At 39.5% G+C, this 24,318-nt stretch carries 12 protein-coding genes; all 12 read left to right on the plus strand.

What is annotated here, in order from left to right; translation table 11 throughout:
* Positions 1 to 25 precede the first annotated feature (25 nt).
* Positions 26 to 2,371 (plus strand): BACON domain-containing protein, encoded by a 2,346-nt coding sequence (locus tag GGR21_RS00545; RefSeq protein WP_183305196.1) that lies wholly within the window; start codon positions 26 to 28, stop codon positions 2,369 to 2,371.
* 59 nt (positions 2,372 to 2,430) lie between these two features.
* Positions 2,431 to 5,646, plus strand: a complete 3,216-nt coding sequence (locus GGR21_RS00550; protein WP_183305197.1) for a SusC/RagA family TonB-linked outer membrane protein — start codon at positions 2,431 to 2,433, stop codon at positions 5,644 to 5,646.
* A 23-nt stretch (positions 5,647 to 5,669) separates the two neighbouring features.
* On the plus strand, positions 5,670 to 7,565 hold the full coding sequence (locus GGR21_RS00555; RefSeq protein WP_183305198.1) for a RagB/SusD family nutrient uptake outer membrane protein: 1,896 nt from the start codon (positions 5,670 to 5,672) through the stop codon (positions 7,563 to 7,565).
* A gap of 23 nt (positions 7,566 to 7,588) precedes the next feature.
* On the plus strand, positions 7,589 to 9,223 hold the full coding sequence (locus tag GGR21_RS00560; protein ID WP_183305199.1) for a DUF5123 domain-containing protein: 1,635 nt from the start codon (positions 7,589 to 7,591) through the stop codon (positions 9,221 to 9,223).
* Positions 9,224 to 9,414: 191 nt separating this feature from the next.
* On the plus strand, positions 9,415 to 10,380 hold the full coding sequence (locus GGR21_RS00565) for a pectinesterase family protein (RefSeq protein WP_183305200.1): 966 nt from the start codon (positions 9,415 to 9,417) through the stop codon (positions 10,378 to 10,380).
* Positions 10,381 to 10,399: 19 nt separating this feature from the next.
* Complete coding sequence (locus GGR21_RS00570; RefSeq protein WP_183305201.1) at positions 10,400 to 11,950, plus strand: glycoside hydrolase family 28 protein; 1,551 nt, start codon at positions 10,400 to 10,402, stop codon at positions 11,948 to 11,950.
* 1 nt (position 11,951) lies between these two features.
* Positions 11,952 to 13,124: a glycoside hydrolase family 88/105 protein gene (locus tag GGR21_RS00575; RefSeq protein ID WP_183305202.1), complete on the plus strand. Its 1,173-nt coding sequence runs from the start codon at positions 11,952 to 11,954 to the stop codon at positions 13,122 to 13,124.
* A 6-nt stretch (positions 13,125 to 13,130) separates the two neighbouring features.
* The gene (locus GGR21_RS00580; RefSeq protein WP_246347947.1) at positions 13,131 to 14,603 is read left to right on the plus strand and encodes a pectate lyase family protein; all 1,473 of its coding nucleotides are present in this window, start codon (positions 13,131 to 13,133) and stop codon (positions 14,601 to 14,603) included.
* Between the two features lie 139 nt (positions 14,604 to 14,742).
* The gene (locus GGR21_RS00585) at positions 14,743 to 16,329 is read left to right on the plus strand and encodes a M60 family metallopeptidase (protein ID WP_183305203.1); all 1,587 of its coding nucleotides are present in this window, start codon (positions 14,743 to 14,745) and stop codon (positions 16,327 to 16,329) included.
* A gap of 328 nt (positions 16,330 to 16,657) precedes the next feature.
* A complete protein-coding gene (locus GGR21_RS00590) occupies positions 16,658 to 18,781 on the plus strand; it encodes a discoidin domain-containing protein (RefSeq protein ID WP_183305204.1) in 2,124 nt (707 codons plus the stop codon).
* Between the two features lie 202 nt (positions 18,782 to 18,983).
* Entirely contained in the window at positions 18,984 to 23,042 is a 4,059-nt protein-coding gene (locus GGR21_RS00595; protein WP_183305205.1) for a hybrid sensor histidine kinase/response regulator transcription factor, read from the plus strand.
* Positions 23,043 to 23,167: 125 nt separating this feature from the next.
* The gene (locus GGR21_RS00600) at positions 23,168 to 24,313 is read left to right on the plus strand and encodes a glycoside hydrolase family 88/105 protein (RefSeq protein WP_183305206.1); all 1,146 of its coding nucleotides are present in this window, start codon (positions 23,168 to 23,170) and stop codon (positions 24,311 to 24,313) included.
* Positions 24,314 to 24,318 lie beyond the last annotated feature (5 nt).

The following is a 24,318-nucleotide window of genomic DNA, read 5'->3' on the forward strand; positions in this document are numbered from 1 at the left end:
TCATCCTTATAAAAACCGAATAAAAATGAAGAAAATTCTTATTATAATAATATCAGGAATCTTATTCTTTAGCTGTTCCGATGACGATGCTGCAAGTAACGCCGAATCGGCAAAAGAATTTGCGTTGTCCAAAGAAACCGTAAATCTGGCTAATATAGAGGGTTCCGGAACAATATCAGTAACCTCCGGCGGATCCTGGACTGCCACGGTAGAAAGCGGTGCCGACTGGATAAACCTTTCCCCTTCTTCGGGAAATGGGGACAGTCCCATTCGCATTATGGTAACTGAGAATATAGACGGTGATACCCGCAAAGGGAAAATCAAGGTGTCGCAAAGCCTGAATGGTTCTACTACATCTAAGGAGCTGGAAGTAAATCAACTGGGAGCCAATCCTGACATTCTGATAGAATATTCTAAGGATATCCTGCCTTTCCAGGGAGGAGAGATTTTAGTCAGTATTACTTCCAATACCGAGTGGGAAGTATCCATTGATGAAGAATATGACTGGATTACAGTTGAGGATAAAGAGAAAGTAAAAGCTGCGTTTGTGACCGAAGAATGTAAACTTATAATAGCGCCTAACTCCGATGTGAAGAGGACAGGGAAAGCAGTTATACGTTCGAAAGAAGGGTATGTTATAAACCGGACTATTGAAATAGTTCAGGAAGAATCCGTTGCATTCTTGAGTCTTGAACAAGATGAGTTTATTGTTCCGTTCCGTTGCGAAACCCTGGCTATACCTGTTGATCTGGGAGAATTTGCCACGAAATACAGTATCACGACTGATGAAGACTGGATAACGTGGGATGAAGAAGCTTCTACTTCCACTCAAATTGTATTGAAGTTGAAAGATAATGATCAATCCGATTTTCCAAGGACAGCCGATGTAAAAATAACAAATGTCACCCTTTCCGAAACAGTGACATTGTTCCAGTACGGCAAACCGAATCCTCGTATCGGAGATGATATAAGTGTCTCGGCTCTTGCCTTTCCGGGAGCAGAAGGGGGAGGCCGGTTTACTACAGGTGGACGTGGAGGAATAGTTTACCATGTGACTAACCTGAAAGACTATGCAAAAGGAGAAACTTCTATTCCGGGAAGCCTGAGATACGGCCTCGATATAACAGAGCCAAGAATTATAGTATTCGACGTTTCGGGAACTATCGAACTGAAAAGAAAACTGGGAATTGTAGAGCCGAATGTGAGTATTGTGGGACAAACAGCTCCGGGGGATGGTATAACACTGAAAAACTATCAGCTCGAAATCGGTTCCAATATCGATAATGTATCAATACGTTTCATCCGTTGTCGCACAGGAGATGACAAAGATGACCATGAGGATGACGGGATCAGTGGAAGGTGGTTCAAACAAGGGATAGTAGACCATGTAAGTTCCAGTTGGTGTGTCGACGAATGTGTTTCTTTCTACGGAGTAAAAGATTTCACTGTGCAATGGACTATCGGTTCCGAAAGCCTGAACGAATCGCAACACGAAAAAGGTGCCCATGGCTATGGCGGCATGTTTAGCGGAGATAATGCCTCTTGCCACCATATATTACTGGCTCATCACGGAAGCCGTGTTCCCCGCATCTCGGATCTGTCTGCCGATGGCCCTTCGCTGGCTAATGATTATCAGGGCTATTTCGACGTAAGGAATAATGTTTATTACAATTGGAGTGGTAGCGGGCAAGGCGCGTACGGCGGAGCTTACGCAAAATTTAATCTGGTAAACAGTTATTATAAGGCCGGACCTGCAACAAACAGTAAAACTGCGAGAATCTTATCAAGTGACCCTAGTGCAAGAATCTTCGCAGAAGGTAATTATGCGACAGCCGATCCTAATGTGGTTAATGATAACTGGACTACGGGAATATGGAATGAATTTTTTCATTCGGTGAGCGTAACAGAAGAAGAAAAACAAGCTATGAAAATGAATGAGCCATTCCCATTCGATAGAGTTACCACTCATACGCCGGAAGATGCATATCTGCGTGTCGTCGAATATGTGGGAGCGTCACTTCGCCGCGATGCGGTAGACAAACGTATTATCGATGAGTTAAAGGCCGGAACGGCTACATACACCGGATCTATTTCGACAAGCCCTAAACCGGGTATTATCGATAAAGTATCCGACACCGAAGGGTATCCGGTACTTAAATCACTACCGGCTCTGGCCGATACCGATGGAGACGGCATACCCGATATCTGGGAAGATGCTTACGGGCTGGATAAGAATAACGCAAGCGATGCCAATACATACAGCCTCGACAACTTGGGACGCTATTCCAATCTGGAAATATATTTCCATAATCTGGTTCAACATATTGTGTATCATCAGAATCTGGGAGGTACTCCTCTGGAAAAGAAATAAGAAATACGTATAAGTTTTATTCTATAAAATAATCTTAAATCATAAGCTAATATATGACAATGAATAGATTTATAATAAGCTTTTTTGCAATGCTGCTCTTTTCAATAGCCTCTTTTGCACAAATTACCGTAACTGGTACAGTAACAGATAGCTATGGGCCGTTGCAGGGTGCAACTGTTTCCTTGCAGGGGACTACAGTGGGGAGTATGGCCGATGAGAAGGGGAACTTTTCAATTAAAGTACCCAATGCACAAACGGCAGTGTTATTATTCCGGTTTATAGGGATGAACGAGATTGTAGAGCCCTTGCATGGGCGTACATCGGGAATCAACGTTAAAATGATCGAACAGGCCAACCAGATGGAAGATATCGTTGTGGTAGGTTATGGAACTCAAAAAAGGGTAAATATTACCGGTTCGGTAGCGTCTGTGTCGGGCGATGTTCTGGTTAAGACTCCCGCAAATTCTGTTGCTGAGGCCATGGTAGGGAAATTGCCGGGCGTTCAGATCACATCAGTAGATGGTTCGCCTGACGCTGATATAATGATCCGGGTTCGCGGCGGCGGGTCTATAACTCAGGATAATTCGCCTTTAATTCTGGTGGATGGTTTTGAAGTTGCTAACTTGAATGATATTCCGCCCAGCGATATCGAATCTATCGATGTTCTTAAAGATGCTTCCACAAAATCTATCTATGGAGCACGTGGAGCCAATGGGGTTATACTTGTTACTACCAAGCAGCCTACAGAAGGAAGGGTGACTGTAAATGTAAATTCTTACTGGCAGATAAAAACACTGGCAAACAGGCTTGATGTTATGGATCCGTACGAATTCGTTCTGATGCAGTATGAATATGAGCGGCAGCGTTCTTCAAATCCAACCGGATTTTATAATAAATACGGTCAGGCATACGAACTTTACAAGTATCAGGGCATAGAAGGCGTTGACTGGCAGGATGAGATCTTCGGATCGAATCCGGTCGCACGGTTTACTGATATAAATATAAACGGAGGAACTCAAAGGACGAAATATAAATTATCCCTGGCAAATCAGGATCAGCCGGGAGTATTGGTTGGTAGCGGACTAAAGCAAACCAATATAAATTTTACCCTGAACACTAAACTCACCGACCGTCTGACATTGGAATACCGAACTCGTTTTACAAACAAAGCTGTGGATGGAGACGGTACAGACGGAGTTAATTTGCTGGATGCCCTTCGTACAGCACCTACCGAAGGACTCGACGATTTTATGACCCTGCCCGAGGATAACTCCTATTTTGATCCTGATGAATATACTCAGGTGACCAGAATGAATCCGAAAGAAAAAGCGGAGAATAATTACCGGAAACGTATCAGGAGGACATTCAATACGAGCGCGGCATTGACATGGAATGTATGGGATAAACTATCTTTCAGAACAGAGTTTGTTTATAATTATGGCTTCAACGAGAATAAGCGGTTCTGGGGTAAGGATGAAAAAACAGCACTCGACAATAAAGGGTTGCCTGTTATCCGCTGGGAATCGGGAAACAGTAGAGGATGGCAGTTTACCAACAGGCTGAATTATGACTTCAAGGTGGATATGCATAGTTTCGACCTGATGGTCGGACAAGAGATAAATCAGAGTGAAAGTAAAAATAAATCATTCTCGGTACGGTATTTCCCGGATGATATTACTGCTTCCAAGGCATTTGACAATATCAGTCTGGGTAAAGTATACAATGGTACTTCCACAGCAGGATCTCCGGAAAAATTATCTTCTTTCTTTGGCCGTCTCTTCTATGGCTACAATGACAGGTACCTGGCTACATTTACGATGCGTGCCGACGGTTCTTCAAAGTTTGCTAAAGGCAACCAGTGGGGAATATTCCCGGCAGGATCTCTTGCCTGGCGCATCTCACAGGAAGAATTTATGGCCAATGTTAAGGCCGTGTCCAATCTGAAGTTGCGTCTGGATTATGGTATATCGGGAAATAACCGCATCGAAAGTGACCTTTTTGCAAAATATTATACAGTAAACGGAAACAACCGTCCGGTGGGCTGGGGTGATAGCGACGAGGAGAATCATTATTTTTATAGTTCTTACCATAAAACTTTATATAACCCCGATCTGAAATGGGAAACAACTATTGGGCGGGGTATTGGTGTCGATTTCGGATTTTTCAGGGAGAAAATAAACGGTACAATCGATGTTTATTGGAATACGGTGAAAGACCTTCTTGTTCCTTCAGAGATACCCGGACATTCGGGATATACAAGCATGATGAAGAATATCGGACAGACCTCCAACAAAGGTATAGACTTAGCCCTGAATGCATGGGTAGTGGAAACCAAAGACTTCACTCTGAATCTTAACTTTAATATAGGTTATAACAAAAATAAGATTGACAAACTGGCCGATGGTGAGCAGGAATGGATTCTTTCATCGGGATGGGCGGGTACCCAGTTATTGAATACTGACGACTACAGAGCATACGTAGGTGGCAGAAGAGGGCTTATATACGGCTTTGTCAACGATGGTTTCTATACAATGGACGATTTCGAGTCTTTCGATTCAGGTACCCGTACATGGACACTGAAAGACGGGGTTGCCAATTCAAAAAATCTGTCGGGTGATCCCCGTCCCGGAAATGCCAAGTTCAAGAAACTTACGCCGGTAGATCCGAATGATCCGAATACTTACGTAATCGGGGATAACGACCGTCAGGTAATAGGTGATACAAATCCTGATTTTTCAGGTGGTTTCGGACTAAACGCGACATACAAAGGTTTCGACCTGACATTGTTCTTCAACTATATGTACGGATTCGATGTGTACAATGCCAATAAGATCATGATGACATCATGGTACCAGAATACCAGTAACAACCTGAGTATGGATGTCTCGATGAACAACCGCTGGCGGAATTTCGATAATATGGGGAATGAGATCCGTTATAATCCTGAAGCACTTGCTAAGTTCAATGAGAATGCGACCATGTGGAACCCGACTTCCATAGGCCGGCCGATAGCTATGTCTTATGCGATTGAGGATGGTTCGTTCCTTCGCCTGAATACAGCTTCGATAGGATACACTCTTCCTGCCGCTCTTACACGCAAAGCAGGAGTGACCCGTGCCCGGATTTATGCAACTGGATATAACTTGTTTACAATCACAAGCTATTCTGGATATGATCCGGAAGTAAATATCGAAACGGGGTTAACTCCGAATATCGATAACAATGCTTATCCGAGAAGCCGTTCCTATACTTTTGGAGTGCAACTTACATTTTAATTAATGACTAAAACGAAATAACAATGAATAAAAAATCATTATATGCCATTTTTGCAAGCCTGATCATTTTATTCTCCTCGTGTGACGATTATCTGGAAGTTACACCTCCGACAGGATTCACCGGTGAATATATATTTTCCTCCGAAGCTGAAATTAAGGCGGCAATAACAGGTGTTTATTCCATAATGCTGAATGACGATGCATACGGGAACAGACTGGCCTATGTGTATAATCCGAATACTGATGTGGAAATGTCAGGTATTACCACAAGTGCAGTAAGTGTAAACGGGGGAGACTTTGCCTGTTACGAACCTAAGCCGTACTGGACTACGCTGAACGGAACATGGAATACTATGTATTCGATTATTAACCAGGCAAATGATATAATCGAAGGAATCGAAACCAGCGATTTGTATACACAGGCGGATAAGACGAAAACCTCGGAAATTACCCAGCTGTATGGCGAGGTGAAAACCTTGCGGGCAATGTTGTATCTCGATCTTATCCGTATATGGGGAGATGTCGTATTCCGTACAAAACCCTCAACCTCAGATGAGAACTTTTTTGTCGGAGTTACCGACCGTAACGAAATTCTGGAATATCTTATCGGTGATCTGAAATCTGTAGAACCGGCCATGTCTTATGCTGCCGATCTAGATTATGGAGTAGAAAGGGCATCCCGTGAATTCTGCCAGGGATTGATAGGATTGCTGGCGATGAACCGTGGAGGATGGATGTTAAGACCAGATACCAGTGATCCTGCCGGCATTGGATATATGGAACGCGGAGAGAATCATGAACACTATTATGATATTGCTATTGAATATCTTGGAAAGGTGATTGATGAAGGAAAGCATGACCTGAATATGAGTTTCGAAGAACTGTGGTATGAGCAGTGTAACTGGAATACTCCATCAAATGACGATATATTGTTTTCGATTCCTCTGATGAAAAATTCATCCGGCCAGTTTGGTTATTATATCGGAGTTCCGATAACGGCCGGAACTCATCCTTACGGAAGCGCTTCGGGTAACCTTAACTTATCTGGAATCTATTTGTACTCGTTCGATAAAGACGACCTGCGTCGCGATGTTACCTGTGCTCCTTATCGTTACAGTGATAAACTGAATCAGGAAATTCGTCTCGATATTGCTACACTGCCTACCGGCAAATGGTCGAAACTAAAGATGAACACTCCGTTAGGAGCTACCAGTACAGCCGGCACAGGGATCAATTTCACATGGATGCGTTTTGCCGATGTACTTTTACTGTATGCCGAAGCAGTCAATGAGCGTTTCGGGCCTCGCGATGATGCGAAAGATTGTTTGAAACGGGTAAGGAACAGGGCCTTTGATCCGTCTGTACAGGGCGAAAAGGTAGAAGCTTATGTAGATCGTTTAGGTACAAAGGACGATTTCTTCAAGGCCCTAATGAACGAACGTAAATGGGAATTCGGCGGCGAAGGCATCCGTAAGTTTGATTTGGCACGTTGGAATAAATTCAGTGAAGTGATTTATAATCTTTACCATGATCTGATCACATGGGGAAAAGTAGCTAATGGGGCACACGACCCTGTTATTACAGAAGTAGCCGAAAGCGTTTATTATAAATCAGTGACAGATCCGCAGAATCCTGACAGGACGATTCTGGATATTGTAGGCATTGATGAATTTGTTCACGCCCGCCCTTCAGGTTATACCGAACATGAATTTGCGAAAAAATGGTATGCGCTTGATAACCAGACAGAAAGTTATGAGCCAATTACGACGATACGCTGGAGTTTCAGGGGCTTTATTAATTACAATAATGCATCTGTGGTTAAACCGACAGACCCATTGAGATATTTATGCCCCTATCCAACTAAAGTGATAACTGACCATCGGGGGAAGATACAGAATTATTATGGTTTCAATTATTAAGACGAATATAAAAAGAGACGAAAATGAAACAAATAAATATATTACTTACGATACTATATGTATGTTTTTCGGGTTTGTTTTTCAGTGCCTGCGAAGATGACAAATACCGTGAAGAACTGGATTTGTTCCAACCGAGATTCGTTTTAGATGAACCTAAAGTTGAAGGGAACTCGATAGCCTTGGTCTGGTACAAAGTGAACGATGCTACATCCTATACTGTTGAATTGCATCTGGATAATTTTTACAACAGTCTGTTTGCGGCATACAATACAACAGATCCTCAACTGTTTATTGATGATATACCTTATGCTACCCGCTATTATATTCGCCTAAAATCGGTAGCTTCGGATAGTCTTCATAATTCGCATTGGACTTATACCAATGCTCTCACAGAGTCTCGTCCTGCTTTTGCCAATCTTTTAGAGAGAGTTGCCAAAGCTGACATTATGGAAACAAGTGTGACTATACGGTGGCAAATCGATCCTGAAAATCCGGTAGACAGTATTGGTGTAGTACCTGCTATGGGAGCAGATACAATACCAAGTGTCACCCGCTTCCTTACTTCAGAGGAAATCGGTCAGGGTTATGCCGAAATAGACGGATTGGAGAGAAATACACTCTATAATGTTAATATATACGATACAAGTAAACCCCGTAAATACGACAAACCTTATAATACGGTTAACTTCCGTACGGCCGGGCCGTCTGCCGAAACTATAATTATCAGCCGTGATGACGATTTGTCGGCGATATTGTCAGCGGCAAACAATAACACTGATGTTCCTGAAGGGACTGAATATTACCTTCCTGCCGGCTCATACTTTAAAGTATCACCATTTACTATCAAAAAAGGATTTAAACTGACCGGAAGTACAGATGGCGAGAGAGTGCAGATAGAACTTACTGGTAGCTGGAATACCGAATCGGATGTATATATCTCAAGTCTGGAATTTGAAAATATCGAATTTTTCCAGACTATCGATGCCGGATACTTCTTTAACAGTGGTAATGCATGGAATATGGAGCAGGTCATATTCTTTAATTGTACATTCAAACATTTCAAACGTGGATTCTGGCGTCATCAGGGAAGTGATAAGCTGAAACGTATCGGACGTCTCGAAATGGAAAATTGTATGCTCGACGAGTGTGGTGGCCACACAGGACCTTATGGTACATTCTCTATTAATTCAGGTGGTGCGGATAATATCGAAAATGCAATATTCACAAATTGTACATTTATGAGAGACCACTATCAGACTGACGATGTGACCCGTAATATGCGGCATCTGTTCGATTACGGTTCCTCGGCTTATCCTATCAATCTGGAATACAGGAATATTACGATTTACGATTATGCATATAATCAGCGGCTGATCAATATTGCAGCAGCAGAGAATTCTACTCTTGTATTTGAAAAAGTATTGGTTGCAGCTGCCTGTGGAAACATATATTCCTTAGCAGCAAAAACAACGACCAGCTTTGCTGACAATTATGTCACCGCCGATTATCTGGTAGGCCCCGCTTCTATAAATGCGACAGAGTTGGGCATAAGTGCCAATAACTTGTTTGTTAATCCTACAGCTGGCGATCTTACAATAAAAGATGCTAATTCGCCTATCGTGACCAACCGCGTAGGTGACACGCGCTGGTTACCATAAAAAGCGAGCATAGTTTTTTAGAGTACATTTTATAATTTAGTTTTGAGGCCGGTTCTTATGATCATAAGAACCGGCCTTGTATTTAGAACCGGCTAATTCCAATTTATCCCCTAATAAATACCAAAATACCACTGTTCGGATATCTGATTTTATGATTACTTTGTAGTAAATCACGCTATAATACCAATGCCATGTTTTTAAAAACTTTTTACCTTTCCTTTTTCTTTATTTTAATTTCTTTGTCCATATCCGGACAGGATTCTCCGGAATACGATATCGTGGTTGACCGCAATGGCAGAGGTCACTTCCGTAATATACAACAGGCTATCGATTCGGTTCGGGCTTTTAATCCGGAAAAGACAGTCACTGTTTTTATCCACGCAGGAGTGTATAAGGAAAAACTGGTCTTGCCGACTCACGTCTGTAATCTGAAGTTGATAGGGGAAAATATGGAAAAGACTATTATAACTTTCGACGATCATGCCAACATAAACAAGATGGGTACTTTCCGTACCTATACTTTCCTTTTGCAGGGAAATGATATAACGGTAGAGAATCTGACAATAGAGAACTCTTCGCTCCAGTTGGGACAAGCTGTAGCCCTGCATATCGAAGGTGACAGAATCGTGTTTCGTAAATGCCGCATGCTCGGGCATCAGGATACAGTGTTTACCGGAAGAGAAGCATCCCGCATGTATTTCGAGGATTGTTATATTGAGGGGACGACCGATTTTATCTTCGGCCCATCAACTTGTTGGTTCGAAAGATGTGAAATCCATTGTAAAAGGAATTCATATATTACGGCAGCGAGTACACCTGAATACATCGAGTTCGGCTATATTTTCAATAATTGCAAAGTGACATTTGCCGATGGAATTAATAAAATGTATCTTGGACGTCCATGGAGAGCTTATGCGATGGTTCTGTTTATGAATACAGAGTTACCGGAAGGCATCAGACCTGAAGGCTGGCACAACTGGGGACGTGAAGAAAATGAAAAAACAGCCCGTTATATGGAGTATAACAATAGGGGAGGAGGTGCTGAAGCCGGTAAGCGCGTGAAATGGGCAAAGATGCTGACAGTAAAAGATGCCGGAAAATACACGCTGGAAAATGTGATGAAAGGAAGTGATAACTGGAATCCGCTAAATAAATAAAACAGAGATAAAAACGACTATGAAACGACTATTCGCTTTGTTAATACTATTGGTTTCTTTCCTTTTTGTGCAGGGAAAAGTATATAATATGCAATCGTTAGGTGCAGATGTTACAGGAAAGAAGCCTTGTACCGATTTAATAAACAATACAATAAAACAGGCAGCGAAAGAGGGTGGAGGTGTCATCTATTTTCCGGCAGGGCAGTATCTTACCGCTGCCATACACATGAAAAGCAATATTACAATCGAAATAGAATCAGGTGCTGTACTTAGATTCTCTACGAATTTCGAGGATTACCTGCCTTTTGTCCGGATGCGTTGGGAAGGGGTGTTTATGAACAGCCTTTCGCCTCTGTTTTATGCTGTGAATGCCGAAAATATAGCGATCAAAGGACGGGGTGTTATAGATGGGCAGGGGCATGCATGGTGGGCAGAATCGAGACGTGTCATCGATGAAATAAGAGAGAATGGGAAGACATTGAGTACGAATAAACTCCAGCAGATGTGGCTCGATACAAACAAAGATATAAAGGTTTCGCCGTATTATGAAAAAACGCTGGAACGGAAGTTCTTCCGTCCGCCATTTGTCCAGTTTCTTGAGTGTAAGAATATTCTCATCGAAGGCATTACAATCATCAATTCCCCTTTCTGGACTATTAATCCCGAAGGTTGTGACGATCTGGTGATTCATGGAGTGACAATCAATAATCCGTCGGGTAATCCTAAAGGACATAATACCGATGGAATCAATCCATCTTCGTGTAGGAATGTACGGATTTCCGATTGCTTTATCAGTGTGGGTGACGATTGCATAACGATTAAGTCGGGACGTGACGAAGATGGGCGTAACTATGGGCGTCCTTGTGAAAATCTGGTGATAACCAATTGTATAATGTTGGCGGGACATGGCGGTGTTGTTATTGGCAGCGAAATGTCGGGCAGTGTGAAGAAAGTAGCTATATCCAATTGTGTTTTCAATGGGACTGATGCCGGGATACGCCTTAAAGCTTCGCGGGGGCGTGGAGGAATTGTGGAGGAAATAAGGGTCGACAATATAATAATGAATGACATACAGCGTGATGCTTTTATCTTCGATTTATTCTACGATAAGGGGACTGAAACAGAGCCGGTAAGTGAACGTACGCCAATATTCCGGAATATACATATCAGTAATGTAACGGGGAGCAATATAAAGAAAATAGGTTACATCACAGGTATTGAGGAGATGCCTGTGGATGAGATTTCATTCTCAAACATAAATATGTCGGCCATAGAAGGGTTTACGGCGAAAACAGCGTCGAATATCCGTTTCCATAATGTAGATTTTTCATCGGAAAAAGGTAGTCCTTTCACCTTTAAAAACGGAGAAAATATCGTTCTGGATAATGTTCGTTCGAAATCACCTTTACCCGGTCAGCCGGTTGTAGAGCTTGAGAATGTGGAAAATGTACTTATCAATAACTGTTTCCAGATCACAAATGCAGATATTTTCTATACGGTGAAAAGCAGTAATGTCATATGGGGTAATAATTTTATGCAGAATGTAAAAACAGTAAAAGTTGATAAATAAGATGAGAAAGGCGATTTTGTATATATTTTCGGTTGCAGCCTTGTTATTCTTTTCTGTTTCGGTCTATAGCCAGAAGAATTATATAAAAATGGCGGATTCGGAAATGAAACGCAATCCTGAGGCCTGGATGATAGATTTTTCTAAAACACCAAAATGGAATTACTGTCATGGACTGGAAATGATGTCGATCCTTCAGGTCTGGGAAAAAACAGGCGATAATAAATATTATGACTATGTATACGAATATGTAGATAAAATGATTGATAATGAAGGTGATATACAATCATATTCGGCTGAGGAATATAATATTGACCGCATAAATACAGGGAAAATATTATTCCCTATTTATAACAAAGCCGGGGAAGAGCGTTTTGCAAAGGCCATCCGTCTCCTTCGTGGTCAGATGATTAAGCATCCACGGACTTCGAACGGTAGTTTTTGGCATAAGCGAGTATATCCGCATCAGGTATGGCTCGACGGGCTCTATATGGCCTGTCCTTTTCTTGCCGGGTATGCTGTGCAATTTGACGAACCGGGCTTATTCGATGATATTGCATTGCAGATAACAGATGTCCACAAACATATGTATGACTCCCAAACAGGATTATACTATCATGGATGGGACGAAAGCCGTGAGCAAAAGTGGGCTGATCCGGAAACCGGATTGTCCCCTAACTTCTGGTCGAGAAGTATCGGCTGGTATATGATGGCTATGGCAGATGCTCTCGATTTTATTCCTGAGAATCATCCTCAACGCGGGGAAATAATAACAATATTCCGGAACTTATCCGAATCATTGGAAAAATTCCGGAATAAGGAAACCGGAATGTGGTACCAGGTAACTGATCAGGTAGGAATAGAAGGCAACTATCTTGAGTCTACAGGTTCTATTATGTTTATATACTCATGGATTAAAGGAGCTCAAAAAGGTTATCTGGATAAAAGCTACCTAAAAAAGGGAAAGGATGCTTATAAGCAATACGTCAAAGCTTTTGTCAAAAAAGAAGATGATGGTTTTCTGTCTGTAACCAATTGCTGTGCTGTAGCCGGCTTAGGAGGCAATAAGAATTACAGGGATGGAAGTTTTGAATACTATATATCTGAGCCTGTCAGAAATAATGACCCCAAGGCAGTGAGTCCGTTCATTATGACAAGTATTTTATTAGACCAATAAAAAGCGATGAAAAGGATAATTTTGTTATTGATTTTCTCATGCGTTCTGTTAACGGTAGAAAGCCAGATACAGGTGCCTGCGTTTCCCGGGGCAGGAGGTGGAGGAATGTACACCAGCGGTGGACGGGGCGGTACAGTCTATTATGTAAATACCTTAGAGGATAATACTGAGGGTAACCGACAAACAAAAGAGGGCTCCTTACGATGGTGTCTTATACAGAAAGAGAAAAGAACTATATTGTTTAAGGTCAGCGGGACTATCAGGCTTAATAAATCTTTACGAATAGTGAACGGAGATCTTACTATAGCCGGACAATCGGCCCTTGGCGACGGTATCTGTATTGCAGACTATCCGGTAACTATATCTGCCGACAATGTGGTAATTCGGTATATACGCTTCCGTATGGGAGATGAAAAGGTTACACCAGAGGAGGCTGATGGGGCAGACGCTTTTAATGGACGTAAGAACAATGGCGTTATTATAGATCATTGTTCAATAAGCTGGAGTACAGATGAATGTTCGTCTTTTTATGATAACAGAAACTTTACCATGCAATGGTGTATAATCTCGGAGAGCCTGCGTCTGTCGGGCCATTCTAAAGGACCCCATGGATATGGAGCTATTTGGGGTGGTGTGAATGCTACATTCCACCATAATCTGCTGGCGCATCACGACAGTCGCACTCCCCGTCTTGGCCCGGGTACAAAACATGCCGGTACAGACACGACAGATATACGCAATAATGTCTTTTACAACTGGAATGGAAATGGTTGCTATGGAGGGGAGGCTATGCATGTAAATATAATTAATAATTATTATAAGCCTGGTCCGGCAACTGGTGACCGCATTAAAAACCGTATAACGGCAATCAATACAAATAAGGGAACAAAGGGTTTTGAAAGAATAAAAGATATATGGGGCAAGTACTATATATCGGGGAATATATTACCACATAATGAAGAAATAACCCGTAATAATTGGCTGGGAGTCAATGTAAGTGATAATAAAAATAGTGCTGAACTTAGATTGAATGAACCACTGAATGTTGGAAAGATTATTACACACGACGCTCACACAGCCTATAAAAAAGTATTAATGTATGCAGGCTGTTCGAAAGTGCGAGATCTAATAGATAAGCGTATAGTCGATGAAACAATGAATGGTACAGCCCGGTTCATCGGTCGTAGTAAATATAACGGAGAAGGCGGGCAATGGAAAAGCCTAAATTATCCCCGAAAAGGAATAATAGATTCCCAGTCGGACCTAAATCCTGATCCGGATAATAAAAACTGGTCGGCATGGCCCGAATTATTGAGTGAAGCATCTTTGCCGGATAGCGACCGTGATGGGATACCAGACGGCTGGCTCGATAATAATTATCCGGGGAAAAAAGCCATTGATGTTCATGAACAAGGGTATACCTATCTTGAGGTTTACCTCAATAGCCTGGTTGAGGAAATAACTACAGGACAAAAATAAATCGTAGAATAAGAAAATCTGAGACTTGCCTCTTTATTATACAAACAAAACAAGTAAAACTAAAATTAAATAGAGCAAAATCAATAGTCCCTTTTTATCTAAGTTTGTTAGCTCAAATATCGAAATAACCCAGCTAAACATGAAAAAGCGTAAAAGGAGCTATTGTATTAATCTGTTTTTTCAATTAATAATTATTGGATCGGTATTTCCATCATTGTATAGTCATGCCAAAGGAGATAAGTTCGATCCTCTAACTATTTTTACAGATCCGTCCTGTTCGGAATTAAAAGCAGGTATTACGGCCAAAAATATTGCGAAAATATCTGATGTCTTATACAAAGATATTGCTACAAGGTTGAGTACAGGAAGATACGAAGATAAAGAATTCCGGATACAATCATACAGGCCTTACCAAACTCCTAAGATTTCTGCTGCCAGAACAAAAACAATGCATACGTGGGGAGTATTGGATAATGTAACAGGAATATACGTGGAAAACCCTGAAGATGAACTCTGCATCCTGGTAGGAGAAACACACGGACAAGAGGTAAAACTCAGGGTACAGGACTATTCAAAAGGATGGGAAACAAATACTGTAACTCTGAAAACGGGAATGAATAAAGTGAAACCGGGCTCAGGACTTTGTTATATTATGATTTTCCAGGACGAATATATTCCTTTGAATCCGGAAACTGATGTTGAAAAAAGAGAGATACAGTCTAAAAATGTGAAAATCCATTTTGCCACAGGAAAGGTAAATGGTTATTATGACATTGCGAAGAATAAAGGAGAAGATTCCGGATGTCTTTTAAGTAAAGCAAAATATCCATACTTTGATGTGAAAGGGAAATATAGTCAACTGGCATGGTATACCGAAGATTTTCAGGAAGCAGGAACGAATCTATCTAAAACTATTGAAAGACTCGATCAGCTGGTTGGTTTGGAGATAGACTTTTCAGGGCTTTTCAAATATGGAAAATCTTTTAGTACAAGGATGTTCTTTATGCCTTCAACCAATGGAGGAGGAAACCCTAATGCCACAGTAGAGAGAGTTATTTTCCCCAGGGTATATAAAAATTTCTTCGCCAATCCCGATAGTGATACATTCATGAAGCGTATATGGGGGCTTGCTCATGAAGTAGGGCATTGTAGCCAATCCAACCCGGGAATGAGATGGGGTGGAATGGGGGAAGTAGGGAATAATATATTCTCTATGTACGTGAAAACGCAACTTTACGGATATGAGAAAAGCAATATGCTGGCAGAAGGATATTATGAAAAAGCAAAAGCTCTTATAATAGATAAGAATCTGGCGCATGCAGATATGAGCATTATTACCAGACACTTCGAAAGACTTGTTCCGTTCTGGCAGTTGCATCTCTATACAGCGGAGGTAAAAGGATATAAAGATCTTTATAGAGACCTGTATGAGCATTATAGAACGACTCTGAATGTAGGTACGACTTTTGAGAACAGTGGTGCTCTGCAACTGGATTTTGTTCGCAATGTTTGTCATTTGTCGAAAACAAACCTGATAGATTTTTTTAGAAAATGGGGATTTCTTACTCCTGTTAATGTTGTGATAAATGATTATGGAAAAAGGACATTGAAGATAACTCAACAAGAAATAGATGCATTGGTGGTTGAAATAGAATCAAAGAATTATGAAAAGCCGGTGAAAGATATTACCAGTATACGAGATGATAATTTCTTCCAGTTCAGATAAAATGATTATATAATTAATGAGAAGTAGTAACAGATATTATGGTTTTTAAGGTAAAACACTACTTTCCTGGCAGTTTCAATGTCACTCTTGGAACTGTCAGTTTTTAATATGATTCTGTCCTTGAATAAAGATTTTCAAGTAATCATGTAATAAGTCAATCAGTTATCACTTGTACATTATTATATTAAACTTTCGAACGAATGTCATTTAGAGCAAGATAATAAACAATTTCAGCAAGCTGATTTTTAGAAATCTTACTTTATTTGTGTGTTAAAAAGTGTCAACCTTGACTATACTATTTTATAATATAAATTAAAGACTTTTATCTATGAAATTGAAAAACAAGCCAACTTTACTTTTTATAGTAGGCATCTTATTATGTGGATTCTTTTCGTGTAGTGATGACAGTATGTCGCTACCGGAACAAAAAATCAATGTTGCCCGGGTGACAGATGTCATATTGACCCAAGCGGTGAATGGCGGAGAGTCTCTGGAACTGAATGACGTAAATGCGGAAATAAATTTCGTTTCACAACTCACATTTGACAACAAACTTAATTTATGGTCTAATCCTACATTGGAACAGACTTTTGCCGGCGCATTTGATATTGAGAAAGAAAATGTAACTATTGTTAATGACAAAGACGTTAAGATAACCTCGGCTGATATCACCGTGGATGAGAACAATAGGCTGAAAATAGCCTTTACCAAAGTCGATAATTCTTATAGTTACATGGAGTCATCTACAATCACAATCTCTGTGAAGGCCGGACTCAAAACAGACTTAACGGATGATGATTTAGGTGTGCTTGCCAGTACCGGATATAACGGACAGGCTACGTTTTATGGAGAAAAAGCCGATCAGAATATTAAGTCTAATTTTGTCTCGGTAACTTCTAAAATACAACTTTCGGAACCATATACAATAAAAGGTGACCTGAACAATGATAAATATAAATATCAACTCAATGTTATTTACTTCATTCCAAGTGACATAAAGGCAAATCCGAATTTCCAGAGACGTATCAGCACAATTTTGCTTAAACACCAATTGTTTGTAATGAAATGGATGAAGTATTGGGGATATGAAGAAAAAAGCTTTGGTTTGCCGCTCGACGAGAACGGCATGGTGAAAGTTGTTGTCGTAAACGGAAAAGAAAAAAAAGCAGATTATCCTTACGACTCGAGTATAAGTGTACCTAAAATGAAGGCCGAAGTAGAACAGCATTATACAGATAATAATCTCACCTGGTATAGTGAACATACGCTTATTGTAACAGCAACCAATGGCGATGTTTCTGAAACTCCTTTCTACGGATCGGGGAAATGGTGTTATGCTACAGATTATGAAGGTATGGCTTACGAATTATATAATATAGATCCTATCACGGGAGAAGCAATAAATCCGACACCTCTCACAACAAATCTGATAGGAGGATTATTGCATGAACTTGGACATGGACTGAACGCTCCGCATGTAGGACCTACCCTTTCACAAAAGAATGATTCGCAGTTCGGTATATCTTTGATGGGATCGGGTAACACAACGTATGGTAAAAAACCAACGTTTATGCATCATACGACTGCGGCCATAATGAATAACTGCCAGCTATCGGCTACTACTGACAAGACATATTATGAAACAACTACCGGGGCAGTAATACTTGAAGACCCGATTATAGATGGAAATAATGTTACCGTGAAAGGTTCTTTCACCGCATCGCGTACTGTAACAGACGTAATCGTGCGTTTCTATAACTCAACCGAAACATTTTTGGGAGGATCATCAGGTTACACCAGTGTGGCCTGGGTAGCAAAACCGGACGGGAACAAATTCGAAATTACAGTACCTATCAGTGAACTGAGTGTAAATACTTTCAAATATAAAGTAGGCGCAACTATTCTGATGGATAATGGTACTACGGCAAGTGTGAGTCTGGCTAGTATCTACAGGCAGGAAAACAATACCCTTGTATGCGAAACTGTAAAGAATGACGGTACATGGGCAGTAATTACTTCGCATTCTATTCCTGTTGACGATGTTGCAAACAATTTTGCAGCTGGTCTGGTAGACGGAATTAGTACTACTTATATGGCATTGGTAAAACCAGGTAAGACTTATGGCGGAGTAACCGTAGCAGCAACAGAAAGTGTATGGTTTACTGTAAACTTCAAAAAGCAAACTGAGTTTAATACGATAACAGTCGTCAACAGAAACTTTAATGTTATCCTGAATCCAAAAACCGTATCGTTTTACGGAAGTAATACAAATAATGGTACTGACTGGGTGGTAATAAAGAAAGATGTCGATCTTCCTGATAATAAAACGAATACTATTATATTGGATACGCCGGCAAACTACCAGTACCTGAAAATGACATACGACAAATGGGATACTAGTGGTGGAAGTACAATGCAGATTACTGAACTGGAATTACTAAATACGAAATAGAAAGAGTTAAGAGGATTAATTTAATATTTTGACCGGTCCTGAGTAAGCGTTATAAGTTTATTCAGGACTAGTTAATTGTAAGAACCGGAAAAATATATTATTTTTAATATATCATTCCATCGGAATTAGTAAAAACTGTACAGTACTTAGTTTGTTTTATTGGGGAGTTCAATATTTCCTTTTTTAGAAAGAATCAATATTTATGCGTTTTATAATAGCTCTGTTTCTGGGATTTATGTCTATCCTATCGGCTAATTCTCAAATTGATTATAAATTTCGGACCCTTTCTCCCGGGGGAGGGTTCTATTATGATGGAGTCAGCCGTATCGAACAAGATAAGGAAGGGTTTATTTGGGTGCTTATGGCAAACGAATTATATCGTTTCGATGGCTATCAATATAAACGATATCATAGTTATTTCAAAGAAATGGAAGACTCTGTCAGATGGTCATTTGTAAATATGGCATCTGACTCGAAAGGAAATTTTTATGTAAATACAAATAACGGACTTTTTATCTACGATGGCATTCAGGATAAATTTGATAAGATATTTAACCCTGTTGATCATGTAAGGGTCGATGGAAGGGATAGTGTCTGGATAAAGGTCGATAACCGGTGGAGTCTACTCGATACAAAGAGCGGAAATCTCACCACACCCTTGTATGACGGGGAGTCGCTATCTATGATTGGTAATATTTTCTGTACACATGGTGATGATCTTTACTTATTCTCAAATTATAGCCGTATTTACCGTTTCAATTATATAAAAAAAGAATTCCATCTTTGTTCCAATATGCCATATGCCGATGGTGTTATTTCATATGCAAGAGCATATAAAGGCAAGCTTTGGGTACTGAAGCATAAGTATGGACTATTTAAAATAGATTTATCCACATTCGCAATAGAAGAACGCTTCGACCTTTTTAACGGTGATAATGCTACACAGGTGAGAACTTTCTTTATAGATAAGAATGGTTGTATATGGGTAGGCTCGTTGTCAGGATTAGATATATTTGATCCGGACAAGAAGATGTGGACACAGTTTACTCATTCAGAAACAGATTTTTTTAGCTTGCCCAATAATTCTGTATGGGCAATAAATGAAGACAGGCAAAAAAATATTTGGATAGGAACATATTCGGGATTACTTTCTTATGTAAACCTTGATGAAAAAAAGGCATTTAAGACATATACTCCCCGGAAGAATCAACTGAGCCATATACCTGTAAGCGCATTTGCCGAAGATGATAATTTCATATGGGTGGGAACCGAAGGTGGGGGTATAAATCAAATAAGTAAGACTACAGGTGAATTTTCATATTATAAAAGTACATTGGGAAGTAAAAAGATAACTTTTGATAATATAAAATCCATGGTGGTCGACAAAGATAAAAACCTTTGGATAGCAATGTATACCGGAGGGCTTGATTGTTACAATACAAAAACAAATCAGGTAAGAAACTTTAGATCTCGGAAAGACAGTAATTCTTTGTTGAATAACAATATCCGTAAGATTATAAAAGACGGGGATTTGGGGTTGTGGATTATATATCAACAACAAAAGACAATAATATCCTTCTATTCATTCAAAGACAATTTATTCTATCATTATGATATCGATGGTGAAAATGAGACTCGGTATCTATTTGATATTCTCCGTTCAGGAGAAGACCAACTGTGGACGATCACAAATAAAAAGCTTTATCGGATGAACACAAGAGATCATTCGGTAGATGTTATGCAGCAGAAAGATTCTACTTTCATGGACTTTAATACATTCTGCCTCGATGATTCAGGCAACATATGGATAGGTACTATCGGAAACGGCTTGGTAAGATATAATCCCAGTAAATCTGAATTTACTCTCTTTTCCGAAATATTGAAATACAATATATATTCAATATTCAATATTTGTTACGATGACGAGGGTAATCTTTGGATGGGAACAGATAATGGACTGATAAGATATAATATAAAGAAAGATCATTATTCAAAGTATGATAAGGGTGATGGTGTCCAAGGGCAGGTATATTATCCTCTGGCAGCGATGAAAGGTCTGAATGGAGACTTGTATTTTGGAGGCACCAATGGCTTTACAATTGTGAATCCTAAAAATATTCCTCACAATACTTACAAACCGAAAGTTATAATTTCTGAACTTTTGATAGACCATAAACCATCAAAATTAAATTTTATTCCTAACGATTCTTTAGGTTTAAAAAATGAACTTGTTCTTAATTATTCTCAGGCTAATTTCGGATTCAGATTTTCTTCAGATAACTACCTGATTCCGGAAAAAAATCACTACAAATACAGGCTCAGAGGATATGATGATCGCTGGATAGAAGTGAATGCTTCCAATCGTGTGGCACTTTATTCCAAAGTGCCGGCAGGAACTTATTATTTTGAGGTTTTGGCAGCTAATAACGATGGGGTCTGGAGCGATCATCCCACAATAATAAAAATTATTCGTAAGCCTGCACTATGGCTCAGTTGGCCTGCTTATATCTTGTATACCATAATTATTTGTGGTATAATATTTATGATCCTCCGTTACTATTATGAGAAGAAAAAGTTAAAGAACCAATTGTATCTTGAAAATCTGGAAAAAGAGAAAAAAGAACAAATACATCAGGCTCAATTAAGATTTTTCACTAATATATCTCACGATTTCAGAACCCCATTATCTCTTATCTTGGCGGCCTTGGGCCGGTTGAGGCAAGAAGGATTAAAAGAATATTATTATAGAATATTGAACAGTAATGCCCAGCGGCTATTGAATCTGATAAATGAGTTGATGGATTTCAGAACCGTTGAAAATGGTAAGATGAAGCTGGCTATAGAAGCTTTTAATGTAAATGAATATGTCGAGAAATTGGCATTGGATTTTACCGATTATGCCAAACAGCATAATATTACATTCAATATAATTAAGGACAAAGGAATGCCTCGGGAAGTTTATGCAGATAAACATCTTATAGAAAAAATCGTTATGAACTTGTTAAATAATGCTTTCAAATATACAAAAGAAGGAGGAACGATTTCAATAGAAATATTATCAAACTCTGATGTGTTTTCATCTCGATATGAGAATCAATATACGGTAAAGAACGAAGAACTGTTGGTTTCTCCTTTTTCAATTGTCGTCAGAGATTCAGGGGTAGGGATATCCAAAGAATCTATTTCTAATGTGTTTGAGCGTTTCTATAAAGTAAATACTGTAAATACAGACTCTCATTTGGGAACAGGCATTGGCCTGGCTTTGGTGAAAAGTATAGTTCTGCTTCATAAAGGTACAATCTCTATATATAGCGAACGGGACAAAGGTACTGATATGGAGGTGAGGTTGCCGCTGGATAAATCTGTTTATGAAGATTCTGAATTCTTAGTGAAAGTAGACGATATAGAATCCATTGATACAAATCCGATAGAGGATAATGATTTAGAGGAAGAGGGAGGATTAGTTGAGGAAGAAACAGTCCTGCTTAGAGATAAGAAGCGGGTTTTACTTGCTGAAGATAATAATGATTTAAGAATTTTACTGGCTGGAGCTTTATCCGATAATTATGAAGTTATTGAGGCTGCAGATGGTCTAATCGCGGAGGAATTTATTAATGAGATGGAGATTGATCTCATAATAAGTGACATAATGATGCCGTTCAAGGATGGGGTAACATTATGTAGAGAAGTTAAAAATGATATTAAAACCTCTCATATCCCATTTATTCTTCTTACCGCAAAAAATAGTGTAGAAAGTAAAATAGAAGGAGCCGGCTCGGGAGCCGATATTTATCTGGAAAAACCAATAGATATCAGTTTTCTGATACTATCTGTACAAAATATATTCAAACATCAGCAACAGTTGAAAGAATATTATGCTAAAAACTATTTTGTTGATAGTGCTGAATTATCTACAAATGAACATGATAACAAATTCTTGAAAAAATTTGTTGAAATTATAGAAGCAAATATAGATCAGTCGGAGATGGATGTGAATTATATTGCATCTCAGTTATTGATGAGCAGGAGTAAATTGTATACTAAGATTAAATCGTTAACCGACAAGTCTATTGTGGAATTCATTTTGAGTCACCGGATGAGAAAAGCCGCCCGAATGATAATAGAAGAAGATTTGACTATGCGTGAAATAATGGCTCATGTCGGGATTGAGAGTCAATCTTATTTTACAAATGCTTTTAAGAAAGAGTTTGGAGAAACCCCGACAGCTTTTGCTGCGAAGCATAGGAAAAAGAATAAATGATAGAGTTTGATGCTGTTTTTCTGCCGTATAAACGGAAATGGCAAAATAAATAACAATTTGAGCAAGACTAAATAAGCCTGTGAAGATAACTTTGTTTCCGGTATTTTACTTTGCAGAAGATAATTATGGCTGGAAAAACACGCATTGTCGTCTTAATTTTACAATTAATCTTTTTACTTAATTCATGTGGTAATTCACAAGGGTCTTATTCTGTGGTTACAGAGAAGGAGATAGTCTCTGTAGCTAGAAAAGTCATATCGTGGCAACAAAAGAATTTTACATATAAGCAAGAAGGAAATCTTCACGATTATGGAATAGATGCATGGACAAATGCTGTCTTGTATTTAGGTATGGAAGAATGGGCAAAAACAGTAGACGACGAATCCCTTTATACCTGGTTATATTCTATCGGGGAGAAAAATAATTGGCAAATACCTGCCAATTTTAAGGATTCCCCTAAATATCAGTTATATCATGCTGATGAATTGTGCATAGGTCAATTTTATCTTAATATGTATCAAAAATATGGAGATAAAAAGATGCTCGATTCTGTAAAAGAACGTATCGATTGGATTATAAATAATCCTCCGGACACAAGTATGGTTTATAAAAATAAACAAACATGGTCATGGTGTGATGCCTTGTTCATGGCTCCTCCTGTCTATTTAAGATTATATTCTATAACTAACGATTCAAAATACCTCGAATTTATGGATGAACATTTCAGAGCTGCGTATAATCATTTGTATGACAGTGATGAAGGGTTATTCTTCCGTGATGATAGTTATTTCGATAAGAAAGAAAATAATGGAGAAAAGGTATTCTGGGGTCGTGGCAATGGTTGGGTTGCTGCTGGATTGGCGAATATTTTGAGATTATTACCCGCCACATCAGAATACAGACCGTTCTATGAGAAATTATATATAGAATTATGTTCAAAACTGGCTGGTATGCAAAATAGCGACGGCTTTTGGCATGCCAGCCTTCTCGATCCGGAGAGCTATCCTTCTCCAGAAACCAGCGCAACAGCTTTGATAACGTATGCTTTAGTATATGGTGTCAACGAATCATTGCTCGATAAGGAACGCTATTTACCTGTGGCAATGAAATCATGGGATGCGTTGAATTCCATAGTCAACAGAAAAGGAAAACTTGGCTGGGTACAACCTATTGGTGCCGATCCTAAAAAAGTAACAAAAGATATGACTGCTGTTTATGGGGTGGGAGCGTTCTTGCTGACTGCCACTGAAGTATATAAACTGCAAAAATAAAACTC

It is taken from the genome of Dysgonomonas hofstadii (assembly GCF_014196915.1).
Classification (GTDB): domain Bacteria; phylum Bacteroidota; class Bacteroidia; order Bacteroidales; family Dysgonomonadaceae; genus Dysgonomonas; species Dysgonomonas hofstadii.